The following is a 16,914-nucleotide window of genomic DNA, read 5'->3' as shown; positions in this document are numbered from 1 at the left end:
ACTATGGCAAGCGCCAGTGAATTTGCCTTTCAAAACGAGATGGCCGCTCCTGCGCATCCATGCGCTCGCGACATTAGTGCATCCTTGCACGTCATTCACCAGCAATTGTCGAATCTAAAGTTCAAGGTTTAAGGGAAGTTTAATTATGGGAAAGGCTAACGAGCTAACGTTTCAGAATGACATGATTCGACAATTGGTCGCTAATGGCTGGCTGCTGGGTAAGCCTGAAGGCTATAACCGTGAACTGGCCTTGTATGAAGAAGATGTGCTGGGTTTTGTGAAAGACACTCAGGACGAGCAGTGGAAAAAGTTCTGTGCGCTTTACCCTAGCGATACTGAGAACAAGTTTTTAGAGCGTGTTGCCTTTCAATTAAATAAAGCCCTTTCTAGCGATAACAATGCCTCCCATAAAACCATGCGTACCTTTGGCACCTTGGGAGTGTTACGCCATGAGCTGCGTGATCGCGGTACACGTTTTAGCTTATGCCAGTTTAAACCCGAGCATGACTTAAACCCGGATACCTTGGCGCGTTACCAACAGAACCGTTTACGGGTGGTGCCAGAGTTGGTATACAGCCCATGGGCGACCGAAGAAGAGTTGGCTGCAACGGGTAAAAAAGCCAAGGCGTGGCGCATTGATCTGGTGTTGTTTGTGAATGGCTTGCCTGTGGCCACACTGGAGTTAAAGTCTGAATTTAAACAGGCGGTGCAAAACGCGATAAAGCAGTATAAGACAACTAGATTTGCGATTGATCCAGCGACGAAGAAGCCCGAACCACTCCTAAGCTTTAAACGCGGTGCGCTGGTGCATTTCGCGGTAAGCCAATACGAAGTGTATATGGCTACTCGTTTGGAGGGGGATAACACCTTCTTTTTACCCTTTAACAGAGGCACCAAAGAAGGCGGAGCAGGTAACGATGTACCGGCGGATGTGAATCAATATGCCACCGATTATTTGTGGAATGAGGTATTACTGCCCGATAACCTGCTGAATATTCTTGCCCGTTTTGTGCATTTACAAATCGAAGAGAAAGAAGACTGGGAAGGGCGTAAGTACAAGAAAGAAACCTTAATCTTCCCCCGTTATCACCAGTGGGATGTTGTCACCAAGCTGGTCAATGCCGCCAAAACCGAAGGCCCGGGTAATAAATACCTGATACAACACAGTGCCGGTTCTGGTAAATCCAACTCCATTGCTTGGTCGGCGCATCAATTATCCAGCATTCATACGGCAGCGGGTAACAAGCTGTTTGATTCGGTGATTGTGGTCACCGATAGAACCGTGCTGGATGATCAGCTGCAGGAAACTATCTCGCAGTTTACCTCGGTAGAAGGGGTGGTGGGGCGTATTAACCGCAGCGAAGGTGATGGCTCAAAATCGGAAAAGCTGGCCGCTGCATTAGAAGGTTCTACACCGATTATTATCGTCACCATTCAAACCTTCCCCTATGTATTAAAAGCAATAGAAAACAGCACCAGCCTCAAAGCGCGTAACTATGTGGTGATTGCCGATGAGGCCCACAGCTCACAAACCGGCAGCACCGCACGCCAGTTAAAAGAAGTGCTGATGATGGATGGCTCTTCACATGGGAAAGCCCCGGACGAAGAGCTGAGCACTGAGGATATTCTCGATGCCGCCGTGGCTTCACGCCGTGCCTCCAGCAACCTGAGTTACCTGGCCTTTACCGCCACCCCTAAAACCAAAACCCTGGAGCTGTTTGGCCGCTTACCCAAGCCCGAAGAAGCGCCCTCCAAAACCAATAAGCCCGAAGCCTACCATGTGTACAGCATGCGCCAGGCCATTGAAGAGGGCTTTATCCTCGATGTGCTGAAGAATTACACCAACTACAAGGTGGCCTATAACCTGGCCATGAAGATAGAAGGAAGCGATGAAGAGGTAGAAAGCAAGAAAGCCAAGGTGAAACTCAACCAATGGGTACGCCTGCACGACTACAACATCAGCCAGAAAGTGCAGGTGATTGTGGAACACTTTAAAGACAATGTGATGGGTTTGTTGGGTGGCCAAGCCAAGGCGATGGTGGTGACCAGCTCCCGTAAAGAAGCGGTGCGTTACAAGTTGGCCTTTGATACTTTTTTGAAAGAAAGGGGCATCACCGAAAAAGGTTATCAAAAGATACAAGCCATGGTGGCCTTCTCCGGTGAGGTGGAGTTTACCGATAAAGACCCTAGCTCCGTGGCATTAATCGGTGAGAAGTTTACCGAGATGAATATGAACCCAGGCCTTAAAGGCCGCGATATGCGCAAGGCCTTTGATAGCGATGATTATCAAGTGATGATCGTGGCGAATAAATTCCAGACCGGTTTTGATCAGCCCAAGCTGTGCGCCATGTATGTGGATAAGAAGTTGGGTGGAGTGGAGTGTGTGCAAACCCTGTCGCGCTTAAATCGTACCTTTCCCGGCAAGGCCGAGTGCGGCACCTATGTGCTGGATTTCTTCAATGATCCGGAAGATATACTTGATGCCTTCCAACCTTATTATCAAACCGCAGAACTTGCCGATGTCTCCGATCCTGATTTGATTTTTGATCTGTTTGATAAGCTGCGTACAGCCGGTATTTTCCAATGGCAGGAAGTGGAACAGTTTTGTGATGCCTTCTTTGTGAAGAGCAAGAGTAATGCCGCCATTGCTAATATCTGCAAGCCAGCGGTAGAGCGTTGGAACATCCGCTACAAATCAGCCAATGCCGCTTATCTGCAAGCCAAAGAGATGTTCGAGCGCACCAAACGCACGGATGATGCGGTGTTGATTGCCAACGCCGAAAACAGCTTTAAAGAATGCAAACAGGAAAAAGATGCGCTGGATATCTTTAAAAAGGATCTGGGAACCTTTGTACGCTTCTATGAGTTTATGTCGCAGATTGTCGATTACGACGATAAAGAACTGGAAAAACTCAGCCTTTATGCCCGTAACCTGCGTCCCATGCTGCGTGAAGTGCAAGATCAGGACGATGAAATTGATCTCAGTAATGTGGTAATGAGCCACTATCGCCTGTCGAAGATTCGCCAGCAAGACCTGATGTTGATGGAAGATTCACCGGATTATAAACTCGAACCCGGGGGCAGCCTGGGCACCGCTAAAGCGAAAGACAAAAAAGAAGAATTCCTGTCGCAGATAGTCCAGCGCTTGAATGAGCTCTTTGTCACTGATGATTTAACTGACGATGACATGGTGAATTACGCTTACACCGTGCGCGATAAGGTTAAAGAGAATGCACTCGTAATGAATCAGTTAGCAAACAATACCGCGGAACAGGCAATGTTGGGTGATTTTCCAAAGGCCGTTGATGATGCGATTTTGAACAGCAGCGAGGCGCATCAGATTCAGATGGTGCAATTGTTATCAAACCCTGACAAGGCGGCTAGGTTTTCGCAATTGATTTTTGATTTGTTGAAATTACACCAGTAAAGGCTGCTATATGCTTAGAAAGAAATATCAGTGTTGATATTCAATGTTAAGTGAAACTGGATTTTTTGTTGTGCCTTTGTTGGTTGTTCGTTTGATGAATACTCACCACAGAGGGTTTCTTTAAGGATGAAGCTAAATGTTAAACAAAGACCGTATCGCAGTATTTATCGATGCAGATAACGCACCGGCATCAAAGATGGAGTCAATTTTGTCCGAGGTGGCCAAGTATGGAGTGGTCAGCATTCGGCGGGCTTATGGCAATTGGAAGAAGCCCGCACTTAAATCCTGGGAAGATATTCTTCACGATTATGCGATTCAGCCGATACAGCAATTTGATATTACCAAGGGCAAGAACGCGGCCGATATTGCGTTGGTGATTGATGTCATGGATGTGCTCTATACCAAGCAGGTCGAAGTGATCTGTTTGGTCTCTTCGGATTGCGATTATACCCCGTTGGTGACTCGCATAGTGTCTGACGGTAAGTTGGTTATTGGTTTTGGTGAACGTAAAGCACCGACGCCATTTGTGAATGCTTGCTCTAAGTTTCTCTATCTGGATGATCCAGAAACCATAAACGAAGCTGTTAATGATACGGTGCCCATTAAGTCGGATACCAAGTTAATGAACCTGTTGCGCCAGGCGATTGAGGCCAACGAGGATGATGACGGTTGGGCATCGCTGGGCCCGGTTGGCTCCCATATTTCGAATCAAACCTCCTTTGATCAAAGAAACTACGGCTTCAGTAAATTAAGTGACCTGTTCAGAGCCATTGATCTGTTTGAATTGCAAAAAATCGAAGGCAACGGTTATAAAGTGAGGGATTCGAGAAAGAAGCGTTGAGTCTGGTCCTATAATTTCCGAGTGAAGTGTGCAATCCAAAACAGAGATGTTTGTTCGAACCGCTACAGCGTTATCTCTTGAGTCCCCAGTATGCTCGGAACCAAATTCCCCTTTCATGCTGACCGGAGAGATTCTGTTGATATCGGAGCAATCGGCCATGGACGGCCGATTGAGTGCAGTTGAGCAGGATGCGAATGTGCACGTCCCGAGTAGCAACGGAGTCTCGAAGGGAACCGCACAGCGGGCTGCATGTTGGGGCCGCCGGGATCATTAAGGGCTGGGCGGCGCCAGCCCTTGATCGACCTGTCGGGGTCGTTCCCGAAACAGCATTAACAAATAATCATTGATAATAAATCAACAATTACCCCATTTTTGCCCCTCCCAATTACCGCTATTCTTAAACTCGATTCCAACACAACCTGTTCGAGGAAAAGAGATGTCCCAGTTAACCATCGTTGCCAATATCATCGCCAGGGCCGATCAGGTCGATCTGGTGAAAGCCGAGCTGTTAAAGCTGATCGATGTTACCCGTGCGGAAGAGGGTTGCATCAATTACGACCTGCATCAGGATAACGAAAATCCTGCGCATTTCCTGTTCTTCGAGAACTGGCAATCCCGTGAGCTGTGGCAGACCCATATGGAGAATCAGCACCTGAAAGACTATCTGGCCGCTGTCGAGGGCGCGGTGGACAGCTTTACCCTGAATGAGATGACCCCCATCGGTTAAGTCAAGGACGTCGACTATGTTACTGGATACCCCAATCTGTGATTTCGGCTGGCAAGCCCCGGATTTCACCCTGAAAGACCCGGATGGCAAGCCCTTTACCCTGAGCGAGCAGCTGGGTGAAAAAGGCCTGCTGGTCGCCTTTATCTGCAACCATTGCCCCTATGTTCAACGCATTGCTGAGCGTCTGGCGGCCGATACTCAGTTGCTGATGGAAGAGGGGATTAACGTACTGGCGATCATGTCCAACGACTATCGGTCGTACCCGGCCGATGCCCCCGACAAGATGCGCGCCTTTGCCCGTCAGCAGGGTTTCAGCTTCCCCTATCTGGTGGATGAAGATCAATCCGTCGGTAAAGCTTTTGGCGCGGTTTGTACGCCGGATTTCTTCGGCTTCAATCGCTCGGGTGAGTTGCAGTACCGAGGCCGGTTGGACGATGCCCGCATGGGAGAAGCCTCGGAGCGAGTGCCCGAATTGCTCAATGCCATGCGCCTGATAGCGGCCACCGGCCAGGGTCCCAAGGAGCAGATCGCCAGTATGGGGTGTTCTATTAAATGGAGCATCTAGCCTGAAAGCACTCAGCCATCCCCCTTTCATGCTGACCGAAGAGATTTCGTTATTGCCAGGGCCATCGGCCAGGGATGGCCGATTGAGTGCCGTTGAGCGGGAGCGAATGGGCACGACCTGAGCAATAAAGGAATCTCGTAGGGAACCGCGCAGCGGGCAGCATGTGGGCCGCCCGGGATTCTTAAGGGCTGGGCGGTTCCAGCCCTTGAGGGACCAGCCGGGGTCCTTCCCGGCAATCTATTCGACAATAAATCAGATACTTTGAGCCTGTGTTCAAAACGCATTGCGGACTCGAAATATTATCCCGTTACTATATTTGTGCTTTTTTAATAATCCAATTAGATCATCGGTCGGGACGCACCCCGACGAGTGCCTTATGGGGAAGGGCTGTCTTCCCCTTAAGAATCCCCCCAGCCCCACTCTCTTTGTCGCTTCACGATTCACTCCAGCAAATTAGCGCTGTCAGGGTCGTAACCAGCCGCGTCCTGCGTCGGGTTACTCAAATGTCCGTCCATGGCACTTTCTTGGCAAGAAGGCCCCGGCATCGATAATTTACTTCCGTCAAAGAGAGAAGGGGGGTTTGCATCAAAGCTCTTTGTCTACTCGATCCATCCCCCTTTCATGCTGACCGAAGCGATTTCGTTATTGCCAGGGCCATCGGCCAGGGATGGCCGATTGAGTGCCGTTGAGCGGGAGCGAATGGGCACGACCTGAGCAAAAAAGGAATCTCGTAGGGAACCGCGCAGCGGGCAGTATGTGGGGCCGCCGGGATATGATGAACATGGATGTTCGAATGCCGAGAGGCCAGGGATGGCCCAGAGCGGCCGGGCTGGGCGGTTCCAGCCCTTGAGGGACCAGCCGGGGTCCTTCCCGGCAATTATAAAAGCCAATTGGATTGTGATTACTCGGAATAACCTGAGGTAATCAAAACAGCCGAAAATAAAACCACTTAGACGGACAACACCGCCGCACAGATACTGGGCTTGGGGTTATCACCGCAATAGAGATCGAACCGGGCGGCATCCTGCGCTTGGTTTTGTTGGATCTGCACCGAGCTGTCGAGATACACCGGGCCTTTAAAGATCACATCCACCTGGGTTTTCTTACCGCTTTCAATAGCAATCTGGCTGCGCTCAATGGCCTGGGCCAGAACGCCAAAACCATGGGCGATATCCCGTTTAAAACCAAACAGCTTGGCCAGCGTGGCCGACATATGAATGGGGTTGTAGTCGCCGGTAATGCGGGCGTATTGTTTGCCACGATTGGCCGGGATCGACCAGGACGCGATCTCTTCGGCGCTGTCCAGGCTGGCCAGGTCAAAGCTTTGCTGCGGGCTGGGGTTCTCCTTGCCACCAAAGCGTCCGGCCATAAAGTAGATGGTGGTTTCTTCCCACACCGTTTCGCCCTGTACCCTGACCTGCGTCGTGAAATCAAACTCGACGCCTTTTTCCACCAGGCGCGTGTCGCCCATCTCGCTGCTCAAACTGAGGACTTCATGCTTGCCAATGGGGCGGTGCTGAAGAATACGGTTTTTTAAATGCACGGCGCCTAACAGGCGAATCGGAAAGGCTTTGTGCGTCAGCATATGCATATGCATGGCCCCCGCAATCACGTGGGGGTAAAGCACTGGCAGATGATCGGTGGCGGCAAGCCCTAACAGGTTCAGATAATTATCAAGCGCATTGGGGTCGATGTGCAGGTCGTTCCAGGCGGCGCTAATGCTCGGCAAACCGGTGGCGGCATTAAAGCCTTTGCGGGGCAGCAGCAGGGCTTTCAGCATGGCGGGGGCGATCGCGGGTTTGGTATCGAAACTTAGCGTGACATCGGACATTGGGGGTTCCATTAGGGCAGGTGGTTATCCCGGAAGGGGAGATTGAAAGGGCGATAGTATAAAAGGCAATCGGCAGCGGTGATAGCCGTGCGCTGAAGTGAGTGCGTGCTTAATGGGTGCGCGCCCGTTATCGGAGCAGTGCTGTTGCGCTTCGCACCGTTGTGGCGCGTTGATGTTTGTCGGATTTTGTCGGGTGTTTGTTAACCTATTGATAATTAAGCTTAAAACTGATTTTTTTGAGGTTGGGCATAGCTCTTGCTATGAGACAGTATCATTTGGACCAGCGCAGTACCTGCCCTCGAAGGCAGGACTGAAGAGAACAAAAACAACATCTGGCGGTAAGCAAATGACCCACACTTTAATGCTCAATGAGGAAATATCATGGCTTATTTAGTTCCATCCGAATTTGTCACCAAGATGGTAGATGCCGGTGAATCCAAAGTTCATATGTCGACCCGCGATACCTTGATTCGGGCCTTTATGGCCGGTGCTATTCTGGCCCTGGCGGCGGCGTTTGCGATTACCGTTGCGGTAAAAACCGGCGTATTTTTAATCGGTGCCATTTTATTCCCGGTGGGCTTTTGCATGCTCTACCTGATGGGCTTCGACCTGTTGACCGGGGTGTTTGTCTTAACGCCTCTGGCCTGGCTCGACGGTCGTCCGGGGGTGACCATCAAAAGCATTTTGCGCAACTGGTGGCTGGTGTTTATCGGTAATTTCGGTGGTGCCATCACCGTTGCCGTGATGATGGCATTTGTCTTTACCATGGGCTTTAACACAGACCCGGGTGCGGTTGGTGCCAAGATCGCCACGGTCGGTGAAGCGCGTACCCTGGGTTATGCCGAGTTTGGTGCCGCCGGTTGGGCGACCATTTTCCTGCGCGGCATGCTGTGCAACTGGATGGTCTCCATGGGGGTTGTTGGTGCGATGATCTCGACCACCGTCAGCGGCAAGGTGATGGCGATGTGGATGCCGATCATGCTGTTCTTCTTTATGGGCTTCGAACACTCCATCGTTAATATGTTCCTGTTCCCATCTGGCATCATCATGGGTGGTGAGTTCTCCATCATGGACTACCTGATCTGGAATGAAATTCCTACTGTGCTGGGTAACCTGGTGGGTGGTTTGGCCTTCACTGGCCTGACGCTTTACACCACTCACGTTCGCACCGTGGGTAAGCGCGTAGCTGCCTGATGGCATATCGGGCTCAAACGCAGTCGACGTTTGCGCCCGGTTGTTGTGAATTTGAGCAAGGCCCCGATGATCCCCTTGTTGGGGCTTTGTTCAGATTCATGCCGCACAACCTGAAGCCATTAATGGTTATCGAATAATGCCGGGGTAGTGATCGACTTATGAGTAGTCAGCTGAAAGTCTCTGTGGGGCAGTATTCCGATAAAGGGCGCAAGGCCAGCAATCAGGATTTCTACGGTTTTTGTATTCCCACCGAACCCCAGCTCAGTTTGAAAGGGGTTGCTGTGGCCATGGCCGACGGTATCAGCAGCAGCCAGGTGAGTCATATTGCCAGCGAAACCGCGGTAAAAAGTTTTCTTGATGATTATTTCTGTACCTCCGAGGCCTGGTCGGTAAAACAGTCGGTACAGCGCGTGTTATCCGCGACCAATTCCTGGCTGCATTCGCAAACCCTGAACAGCGAATTTCGTTTCGACAAGGATCGGGGCTATGTCAGCACCCTGAGTGCCATGGTGATCAAATCCAACCGGGCACATATTTTTCATGTCGGCGATACTCGAGTTTATCGTCTACAGGACAAGGCACTGGAGCAACTCACCAAAGACCACCGGCTTTGGGTGTCCCAGGAGCAAAGTTATCTGAGTCGAGCCATGGGGATTGAATCCCAACTGGAGCTTGACCACCAATCAGTAGCCGTTGATAGCGGCGATATTTTTATTCTGGCCACCGACGGTGTTTACGAATTCGTCGATGCCGAATTTATGATCCGCAGTATTCATGAGCAGCAGGATGAGCTTGATGCCGCCGCGCGGTTGATTGTCGACGAGGCCTTTAAGCAGGGCAGCGGTGATAATCTGAGTTTGCAAATTGTCCAGGTCAATGAACTGCCGCAGGCCGATGCCAATGCTATTCAGCATCAAATGGAAGCGCTGCCTTTTGCGCCGATTCTGGAGGCCAGAGCCAGTTTCGATGGCTATAAGATTGTACGGGAAGTGCATGCAACCAGTCGCAGTCATGTCTATCTGGCGCTGGATGAAAGCACCGATACTCAAGTGATTCTGAAAACCCCCTCAATCGATTTGCGCACCGATTCTGATTACCTGGAGCGTTTCTTGATGGAGGAGTGGGTGGCGCGTCGGGTGAACAGTGCTCACGTGTTAAAAGCCGGGCCGCAACATCGCAAGCGAAATTATCTCTATACGGTGATGGAGTACATCGAAGGCCAGACCCTGGCGCAGTGGTTGATTGATAACCCCAAACCCGAGTTGGAAACCGTTCGGGACATTATCGATCAGGTGGCCAAAGGATTGTTGGCGCTGCATCGTAAAGAGATTCTGTATCAGGACTTGAAACCCGACAACATCATGATCGATAAAACCGGTACGGTGAAGATTATCGACTTTGGTTCGGCGCGCGTCGCGGGCGTGGTTGAGGCTTCCCCCATGGCGCAGCAACAGGCGATGTTGGGCACGGCATTTTATACCGCGCCCGAATATTTTCTGGGCGATCTGGGCACCTATTCATCGGATATCTATTCATTGGCGGTGTTGGCCTATCACATGCTGTGCGGAAAGTTTCCCTATGGCACCAGGGTTTCCCAGGCCAGAACCGTGGCGGCACAACGACGGCTAAATTATCAATCGGTACTGGATGAGGAGCGGGAAATTCCTGCCTGGGTCGATGAGACCTTGAAGAAAGCCGTCAGTCCTTTTCCGGAAAAACGTTATGACACTTTATCCGAATTTCTAACGGATCTGCGTCAACCAAACCAGGCCTTTATCAATAAAACGCGGCCTCCATTGATCGACCGGAATCCGGTGCTGTTTTGGCAGGGCATGTCGGTGGTGTTGGCGGCAGTGATTGTGTTTTTGCTCAGCCGCTAGCAAGAGATGATCTTGCCGGCGTTATTAGATCCCAAGTGTGTTATCCATTTATCGAACAAGAGGAAAACTCTATGATCAGTCATCGTGATGAAGTCACTCAAATGATTCTGGCTGCCAAGGTCACTAAAGGCATCAAGTGGAAGGATGTGGCGGCTGAGATCGGTCTGTCCAAAGAGTGGACGACGGCGGCTTGCCTGGGACAGATGGCGCTTGATAAAAGTCAGGCGGAACTTGTCGGGCGTTTGTTCGACCTGCCCGATGAGGCCGTGGCCTGGTTGCAAATTGCCCCCTATAAAGGCTCGTTACCCACGGCGGTGCCGACCGATCCACTGATCTATCGCTGGTATGAGCTGGTCAATGTCTATGGCACCACCATCAAGGAGTTGATTCATGAAGAGTTTGGTGACGGCATTATGAGCGCCATCGATTTTTCCATGGATATTCAGCGCGAAGCGGATCCCAAAGGCGATCGTGTCAATGTGGTGATGTCGGGTAAGTTTCTGCCGTATAAAACCTATTGATCGGGTGCTTGATGACAATGTCGAATGACGCATGTCATGCTCCTTTGCTGAAAAAATTGGAGTAACGCTGTTTGATGCGTCTGAAACCCCGGCAGCACGTTATCTAAATCGGTCAGAGTTGCCTTAGCTAAAACAGCGTCACCTTATAAGAGTTGGTCGAGTTTTAAGCCCGCCTGTTGATGGAGATCGACAGGCGGGCTTTTTTTATTCTCGGTTTTTGCCTACCCTTTGGAAACGAATTAACCAGCGAGTTTCCATGGCATTGCTTTCATTTAAGTTTCAAACGGGTTTAACGGCCAGGGCTTTTGGTTGCCGATGTCTTACTCGTCTCCTGGTCGTGGCTCTGAGTGTGTCTATGTCCTGGCTTGGTGGGGCGAATGCGGTTCAGGCAGAACGTTATAGCCGGGATGGGCTGTATCAGGTTGATCGTATAGATCTGGCCAACGGCCTGAAGGTGTTGCTGAAACCGACCGACGGGGCTCATAACGTTTCCATCCGCCTGGTGGTGGGTATTGGCATGGACCATTACAGCTGCGAGGATCGCGAACTGCCCCACCTGCTGGAGCACATGATGTTCAGTGGCACCAGCCAATACAGTGAAACCGAGCTGGAAGACCTGGTCAGCAGCTGGGGGGCATCCTGGAATGCCTATACCGACACGGAACAAACCGAATATCACTTCGACCTGTACAGCGGTTATCAAAATGAAGCGGTCTCTTTGCTCTATCAGATGATGACGGATACTCGTTTTACCGAAGACCGAGTCGCGAACAGTCGTGATGTGGTGCATCGTGAATCGGGCCACGATGACAGTGCGGTCTATAACTGGTTGTTTGAAATGGGGTTGTTTCACAGTGCGGCGTCCAAATTTATGTACGATATGGAAGCCCTGTGTCCGGTGCTGGATACCGCCAATCATCTGGATCGACAACGCCTGGTGGATGAGCGGGATAAACATTATGTTCCCGCAAATATGACTCTGATCGTGGTTGGGGATATCGATAATGATTTGCTCACCACCATTGAACAGACCTTCGGCCAGATGATCGCCAAGCCCGTTCAGGTGCCTCCTCTGACGCCTTACCTGACACCGGCTCGGGCGAAATACGATGGCACTCTGTCATCGCTGTTTGGTAGTGAGAGCGAAGTGGGGGTGGTCTATCTGACGGAAAATCTCTACTCGCCGGACCTTTACGCTCTGACCATTCTGGATCGTTATGTGGACAACGAACTCTATGCCCGGCTGCGCACGCGGGAGGGGATTACCTATACCCCGGGGACCTCGTCTTTAAAAGATTCACGCGGTGGTTGGCTGTGGGGGTATGCCGATGTGTCTCCGGATGATGAAAACCTGGCGTTGGAGATCATTGAGCAAATCTTTGCCGAACTGAAAGTGCAGGGCATCGATCAAGAAACCCTGCAAAGCCTGATTCGTACCGATTTGCTGGAATACAGCATCAGCTATGAAACCAACAGCTCATTGGCCGATCTGTACACGGCCTCACTGTTTGAGCTGCAAGGCGATCGCTTTCTTGATATGGAAGCGGCCACCGAGTCCTTGACCGTCGAGCAGATGAACGAGGTGATCCAACGTAACCTGGGGGGTACCGGCTATCGAATTGTGGAGTCGCCTTTGATGAGCTTCGGCGCCTTTATCACCAGCATTGTGGCGCTATTGCTGGTTGCGGCGCTGGCCCTGTGGCGCTGGTGGCTTCGGCGTCGATCGCGTTAGCCCCTGATTCGCGATCAACACCTTTCTTTCTCGTGATGATACTTGGTCCAGCAGGGTAGCAAGGCGGCAGGGCATACTCTGTGAGTGCTCGGCGTCGGGGGGCAATCCTGCAAGGGTTTCAGTCGAACAACATACTCCAGAATTTGTCGCGATTCTGCTGGCCGGTATCGCGCCCCTCCTGGTATTGAACATGCTGTCGATGATCGGCCAATGGATTTAACTCGATACCCCAGAGGGCTTTGATCTCGTTCGGGATAATGGAGTAACGCACATCCACCACCCGGTTTGGACGCTCTGGATCCCTGGCGATGTAACCGTTGGAAAACCAGCGGAAACGTTCGATATCCTGAGCTTGCTGCGATGCAGGATCCAGCCAGGGCAGATCGCGAGCAATATTCAGCTTTTGAATATGTTGTCCCGGATAGACCTTATGGTTGGCGGCCACCCGAACGGCGTCGACGTAATAATGCTGGTCGGTTTCATAGACGATTTTCCACACCAGCAAATTGGCGAAACTGGGTTTGGCTTCCAGGCGAATCGGTTCGTGGCCGCGTTGGCTGGCGATCTCCCAACCAATGGTTTCGGCCCGATCCCGTTGTACCATGCCGATGGTGGGGTAGATCAGGGCCCATGCCAGCGCGATGCGGGCGAATGTCGGTCGCCGTTTGAGCGCCGCAGCGATGATCAGGGCCAGCAAAGGCAGGGTATAAAGGGGGTCGATAATGGACAGGGTATTCCAGGCCACCCTTGCATTGCTGAAGGGCCAGAGCAGTTGGGTGCCGTAGGTGGTGCAGGCGTCCAGCAAGGCGTGGGTAGCAAACCCCAGGGTGGCAAACAGCAGGCTTTGCCACACCAACAGACCGCAACGCTTACCCAATACCCAGTGCATCAAAAAGCCCACCAGGGCACCGCCGAAGGGGATAAAAAACAACGAATGGGTAAACTGCCGGTGAAATTCCAGGTACAGCAATGGATCGGTTTCGGAGCGAATCAGAATATCCAGATCGGGTGCCATGCCGCCGGCGATTCCGAGTAATGTCGCGCCGATAATAAACCTGGGTTTGCTGGCCGCTTGGGCCAGGGTAGCGCCCAGAACGCCCTGGGTTACAGGATCCATTGTATGTGCAGTGCTCTAGTTGTTGTGAAAAAAGTAGCTGTGATGAATCACGATTGTCCAATTTGGACCCATGCTAGCGATAAGGGTTCCGGTTTGTCGAGCCTTTCAGAATTTGCTGAGGCTGTGCACAACGTAGATAATGGCGGCCATCAACAAGGAGCCCCTATGAGCTATTTACCCTGCATCGAAATTGAACCTGAGCAACCCGCTACCAGTGCCGTTATCTGGTTGCATGGGTTGGGCGCCAGCGGTCATGATTTCGAGCCCATCGTGCCCGAATTAGGTTTGCCCGAATCCATGGCGGTGCGCTTTGTGTTTCCCCATGCGCCGCAGATTCCGGTGACGATCAATGGCGGTATGGTGATGCCCGCCTGGTATGACATTCTATCGATGGATATCGACCGCAAGATCGATCAAAGCCAGATTATGCAATCGGCGAATGCGATTACCGCGTTGATCGAGCGGGAGATCGAACGGGGTATCGACAGTCAGCGTATTCTGCTGGCGGGTTTCTCCCAGGGCGGCGCAGTGGCTTATCAAACGGCGCTGAGCTATGACAAACCCCTGGCCGGGCTGATGGCGTTATCGACCTATCTGGCTACCCACGAAACCCTGGAGCGCAGCGAGGCCAATCGCCAGCTACCGATGATCGTCGATCATGGCATGTACGATCCTGTGGTACCGGAGGCTCTGGGTAAGCATGCGGTGGCGGTTTTGCAGTCCTGGGGTTATGCACCGGAATATCGTACCTACCCGATGGAGCATCAGGTGTGTCCGCAGCAGATTGGTGATATCTCCCGCTGGTTGCAGAAAGTGCTGGGGTAGAAGGTTATCGAGCGATAAAGCTGTTTTAAAAAACGGCCAATCAGCATCACTGATCGGCCGTTTTTTTGGTTCTGCTGAAAGTTACAGCTGATCGATAATATCGTGCAGGGCGTCCAGGGCACTTGCCCCAAGGCGCTTGCAGCGCACCGGGGACCAGCCTTCCTTGGGCTGCGGCGTGTCGGCGGTATCCTTGAAGGGCATCTCCAGGGTGATTGCAACACAGTCGAAGGTTTCTGCCACGTAGTTGGTGCACATGTTCATATTGGCATTGCCCGGCTGGTTATCCGGGTAACCGTGAACCATCTGGAAATCCGGATTGGCACGGCGCAGAGCCTGGCCAAAACCGTTGTGGGCATTGAGCCGCTGCTCATTCCAGGAGGGGATACCGTGGGTGCCGGCAATAAAGTTATAGGGCAGGGCTTCATCACCGTGAACATCGAGGCAGAAATCGACCCCGATTTGCGCCATCTGTTCGCGTACTAACAGGACTTCCGGGCTGTGTTCAGCCGTGGGTGTCAGCCACTCCCGGTTGAGGTTGGCGCCGGCGGCATTGGTGCGCAAATGTCCGCGGCGACTGCCGTCCGGGTTCATATTGGGCACCACATAAAAAACGGCTTTGTCCAGCAAGGCGCGAGCAATGGCGTCGTTGCTGTCGAGCAGGCGAGGTACGAAGCCTTCCATCCACCAGGAGGCCATGGTTTCACCGGGATGTTGGCGGGCCTGAATCCAGAGCTTTTTCTTGCCGGCGCCGGGCTCGCCAATAACCAGTTGATCCAGCGGCTGTCCGTCCAGGGTTTCACCCAATACCTTTAGCTGCACCCTGCTATGGGTTTGCAAACTGGCGATAAAATCGGCGTGTTGCTCCATCGAATAGGGGGCGAAGTAGGCGTAGTACACGGCGTTGTGTACGGGTTCGTGCTTGATGCCCAGCACTCCATCACGGTAAGTGGTAGGAACCCGAAACCAGCTTTTTCGATCGTAAGAGGCAACCGCTGCGTAGTTTTCCCAGCCACCGGGGTAGGCCGCGCCGGCGGCGTTGAGGATTTTCATATGGCAGGCCTGGCCGCGCACGCCACTGAGGCGAAAATAAAACCATTGATAGAAATCGCTGTTGTGATCGGTGCGGATATTCAGCTGGATATCGTCGGCACGCTCGGCACTGACAACCTCGATGTTTCCACCATCAAAAGCGGCATTAATCTGCATGAGATCTCTCCAAAGGGTAATGCATGGATTATTGCAGGTTGGAGAGTGGGTGCAACCCCAGACAAAGCTGGGGTTGGATCAGGTGTGTTGCCCTTGGCAATGGCTGGATTAGCTTTCCGTGACTTTGGCGGTGCGCGGACGTAACAGGTCGGGCCAGCGCAATCCCAACATGAGGGCATTACCCGCCAGAACCAAAACCAGCCCGGCAACGCTGGCGATGGTCCATTGATAGCCTTCGAACCAGGTGGAGAGCGTCAGGGCAACGACCGGAAACATCACTGTGGCATAGGCCGCCTTGTTGGCGCCGATACGAGCCACCAGTGACAGGTACGCGGTGAAACCCACGATGGTGCCAATCACCGAGAGGTAGAGCAGGCTGCCGATATAGCGAGGTTCGCTGTCCCAGGCCAGCGGAGTTCCCGTGATCGCCAGCAGCGCTGCCAGTACCAGGGATCCGTAGATCATCGCGTAGGCATTGCTGGTGATGGGTTTCAGGCCTTTCTTGCTGTGACGCAACGACACCATATTGCCGAGGGAAAAGAGATAGGTGCCGAGGGTCGCGAGCAGGATACCCTTGAGGTCTGCCGAGCCCTTGCTGAGCTCGGGCCAGAACATCAGCACCAGTCCGGCGATACCAAGCCCACCGGCGACAAACACCACAGGGGCAGGGCGTTCACCCCAGATCAGCCGACTGTTAAAGGCGTTGAACAGGGTGGCGGCGGAGAAGATGACCGACATCAGACCACTGGTGACCGTGAGCCCTGCGGTATAGAAGCAAACGAAATTCATTGAAAACAGGCAGATCCCCTGAAGCACCATAAAGCCATGATCCCGCCGGTTGGTAGCCTGCACGCGACCACTCAGGTAGAGCAGGGGCAGTAACAGTGCTGCGGCTATGGCAAAACGGTAGAACACCGAAGCCAGTACGGGAACGTCTCCCAGTTGCCAGTGGATCGCGATCCAGGTGGTGCCCCAGATCAAGACGGTAGAGAGGTAAAGTGTGGCGTTCATGATGATCCGTATCCTCAATGTGGCTTGTGGTCCCGGG

The 16,914-nt window shown here is 52.4% G+C and carries 13 protein-coding genes; 9 read left to right on the top strand and 4 right to left on the bottom strand.

Translation table 11 applies throughout. The features are described from left to right. Nucleotides 1–145 precede the first annotated feature (145 nt). The 4 genes from MIB40_RS06755 to MIB40_RS06740 all read left to right on the top strand — a co-directional run bounded on the left by MIB40_RS06755 (nucleotide 146) and on the right by MIB40_RS06740 (nucleotide 5,560). On the top strand, nucleotides 146–3,427 hold the full coding sequence (locus MIB40_RS06755; protein ID WP_249692267.1) for a type I restriction endonuclease subunit R: 3,282 nt from the start codon (nucleotides 146–148) through the stop codon (nucleotides 3,425–3,427). Nucleotides 3,428–3,563: 136 nt separating this feature from the next. Next, on the top strand, nucleotides 3,564–4,268 hold the full coding sequence (locus MIB40_RS06750; protein WP_249692265.1) for an NYN domain-containing protein: 705 nt from the start codon (nucleotides 3,564–3,566) through the stop codon (nucleotides 4,266–4,268). A gap of 436 nt (nucleotides 4,269–4,704) precedes the next feature. Further along, on the top strand, nucleotides 4,705–4,995 hold the full coding sequence (locus MIB40_RS06745; RefSeq protein WP_249692262.1) for a putative quinol monooxygenase: 291 nt from the start codon (nucleotides 4,705–4,707) through the stop codon (nucleotides 4,993–4,995). Nucleotides 4,996–5,011: 16 nt separating this feature from the next. Then, a complete protein-coding gene (locus MIB40_RS06740) occupies nucleotides 5,012–5,560 on the top strand; it encodes a thioredoxin family protein (protein WP_249692260.1) in 549 nt (182 codons plus the stop codon). A 949-nt stretch (nucleotides 5,561–6,509) separates the two neighbouring features. Here the strand turns inward: MIB40_RS06740 and MIB40_RS06735 are convergent. Next, entirely contained in the window at nucleotides 6,510–7,391 is an 882-nt protein-coding gene (locus tag MIB40_RS06735) for a MaoC family dehydratase (protein WP_249692259.1), read from the bottom strand. Between the two features lie 381 nt (nucleotides 7,392–7,772). On the opposite strand from MIB40_RS06735, the gene MIB40_RS06730 reads away from it, so the two are divergent. The 4 genes from MIB40_RS06730 to MIB40_RS06715 all read left to right on the top strand — a co-directional run bounded on the left by MIB40_RS06730 (nucleotide 7,773) and on the right by MIB40_RS06715 (nucleotide 12,718). Then, entirely contained in the window at nucleotides 7,773–8,585 is an 813-nt protein-coding gene (locus MIB40_RS06730; RefSeq protein WP_249692256.1) for a formate/nitrite transporter family protein, read from the top strand. Nucleotides 8,586–8,743: 158 nt separating this feature from the next. After that, nucleotides 8,744–10,465 (top strand): bifunctional protein-serine/threonine kinase/phosphatase, encoded by a 1,722-nt coding sequence (locus MIB40_RS06725; protein ID WP_249692254.1) that lies wholly within the window; start codon nucleotides 8,744–8,746, stop codon nucleotides 10,463–10,465. A 71-nt stretch (nucleotides 10,466–10,536) separates the two neighbouring features. After that, a complete protein-coding gene (gene cynS, locus MIB40_RS06720) occupies nucleotides 10,537–10,986 on the top strand; it encodes a cyanase (RefSeq protein WP_249692253.1) in 450 nt (149 codons plus the stop codon). A gap of 355 nt (nucleotides 10,987–11,341) precedes the next feature. After that, nucleotides 11,342–12,718, top strand: coding sequence for a M16 family metallopeptidase (locus tag MIB40_RS06715; RefSeq protein WP_249692251.1), 1,377 nt, complete (start codon nucleotides 11,342–11,344; stop codon nucleotides 12,716–12,718). A gap of 118 nt (nucleotides 12,719–12,836) precedes the next feature. On the opposite strand, the gene MIB40_RS06710 is transcribed toward MIB40_RS06715, so the two are convergent. Continuing rightward, nucleotides 12,837–13,835 carry a metal-dependent hydrolase gene (locus MIB40_RS06710; RefSeq protein ID WP_249692249.1) on the bottom strand — a complete coding sequence of 333 codons (999 nt, stop codon included), beginning with the start codon at nucleotides 13,833–13,835 and terminating at the stop codon, nucleotides 12,837–12,839. 165 nt (nucleotides 13,836–14,000) lie between these two features. Here MIB40_RS06710 and MIB40_RS06705 point away from each other — a divergent pair, with 165 nt between their 5' ends. Then, nucleotides 14,001–14,660, top strand: a complete 660-nt coding sequence (locus MIB40_RS06705) for an alpha/beta hydrolase (protein ID WP_249692248.1) — start codon at nucleotides 14,001–14,003, stop codon at nucleotides 14,658–14,660. 81 nt (nucleotides 14,661–14,741) lie between these two features. Here the strand turns inward: MIB40_RS06705 and MIB40_RS06700 are convergent, their stop codons facing one another. Together MIB40_RS06700 and MIB40_RS06695 are read right to left on the bottom strand one after the other, a co-directional pair. Further along, nucleotides 14,742–15,866 carry a M14 family metallopeptidase gene (locus MIB40_RS06700; protein ID WP_249692246.1) on the bottom strand — a complete coding sequence of 375 codons (1,125 nt, stop codon included), beginning with the start codon at nucleotides 15,864–15,866 and terminating at the stop codon, nucleotides 14,742–14,744. A 108-nt stretch (nucleotides 15,867–15,974) separates the two neighbouring features. Further along, nucleotides 15,975–16,877 carry a DMT family transporter gene (locus tag MIB40_RS06695; protein ID WP_249692245.1) on the bottom strand — a complete coding sequence of 301 codons (903 nt, stop codon included), beginning with the start codon at nucleotides 16,875–16,877 and terminating at the stop codon, nucleotides 15,975–15,977. Nucleotides 16,878–16,914 lie beyond the last annotated feature (37 nt).

The organism is Aestuariirhabdus haliotis (assembly GCF_023509475.1).
Classification (GTDB): domain Bacteria; phylum Pseudomonadota; class Gammaproteobacteria; order Pseudomonadales; family Aestuariirhabdaceae; genus Aestuariirhabdus; species Aestuariirhabdus haliotis.
Note: the sequence above shows the minus strand (reverse complement) of the source record. Positions and strands in the feature narration are given on the sequence as shown.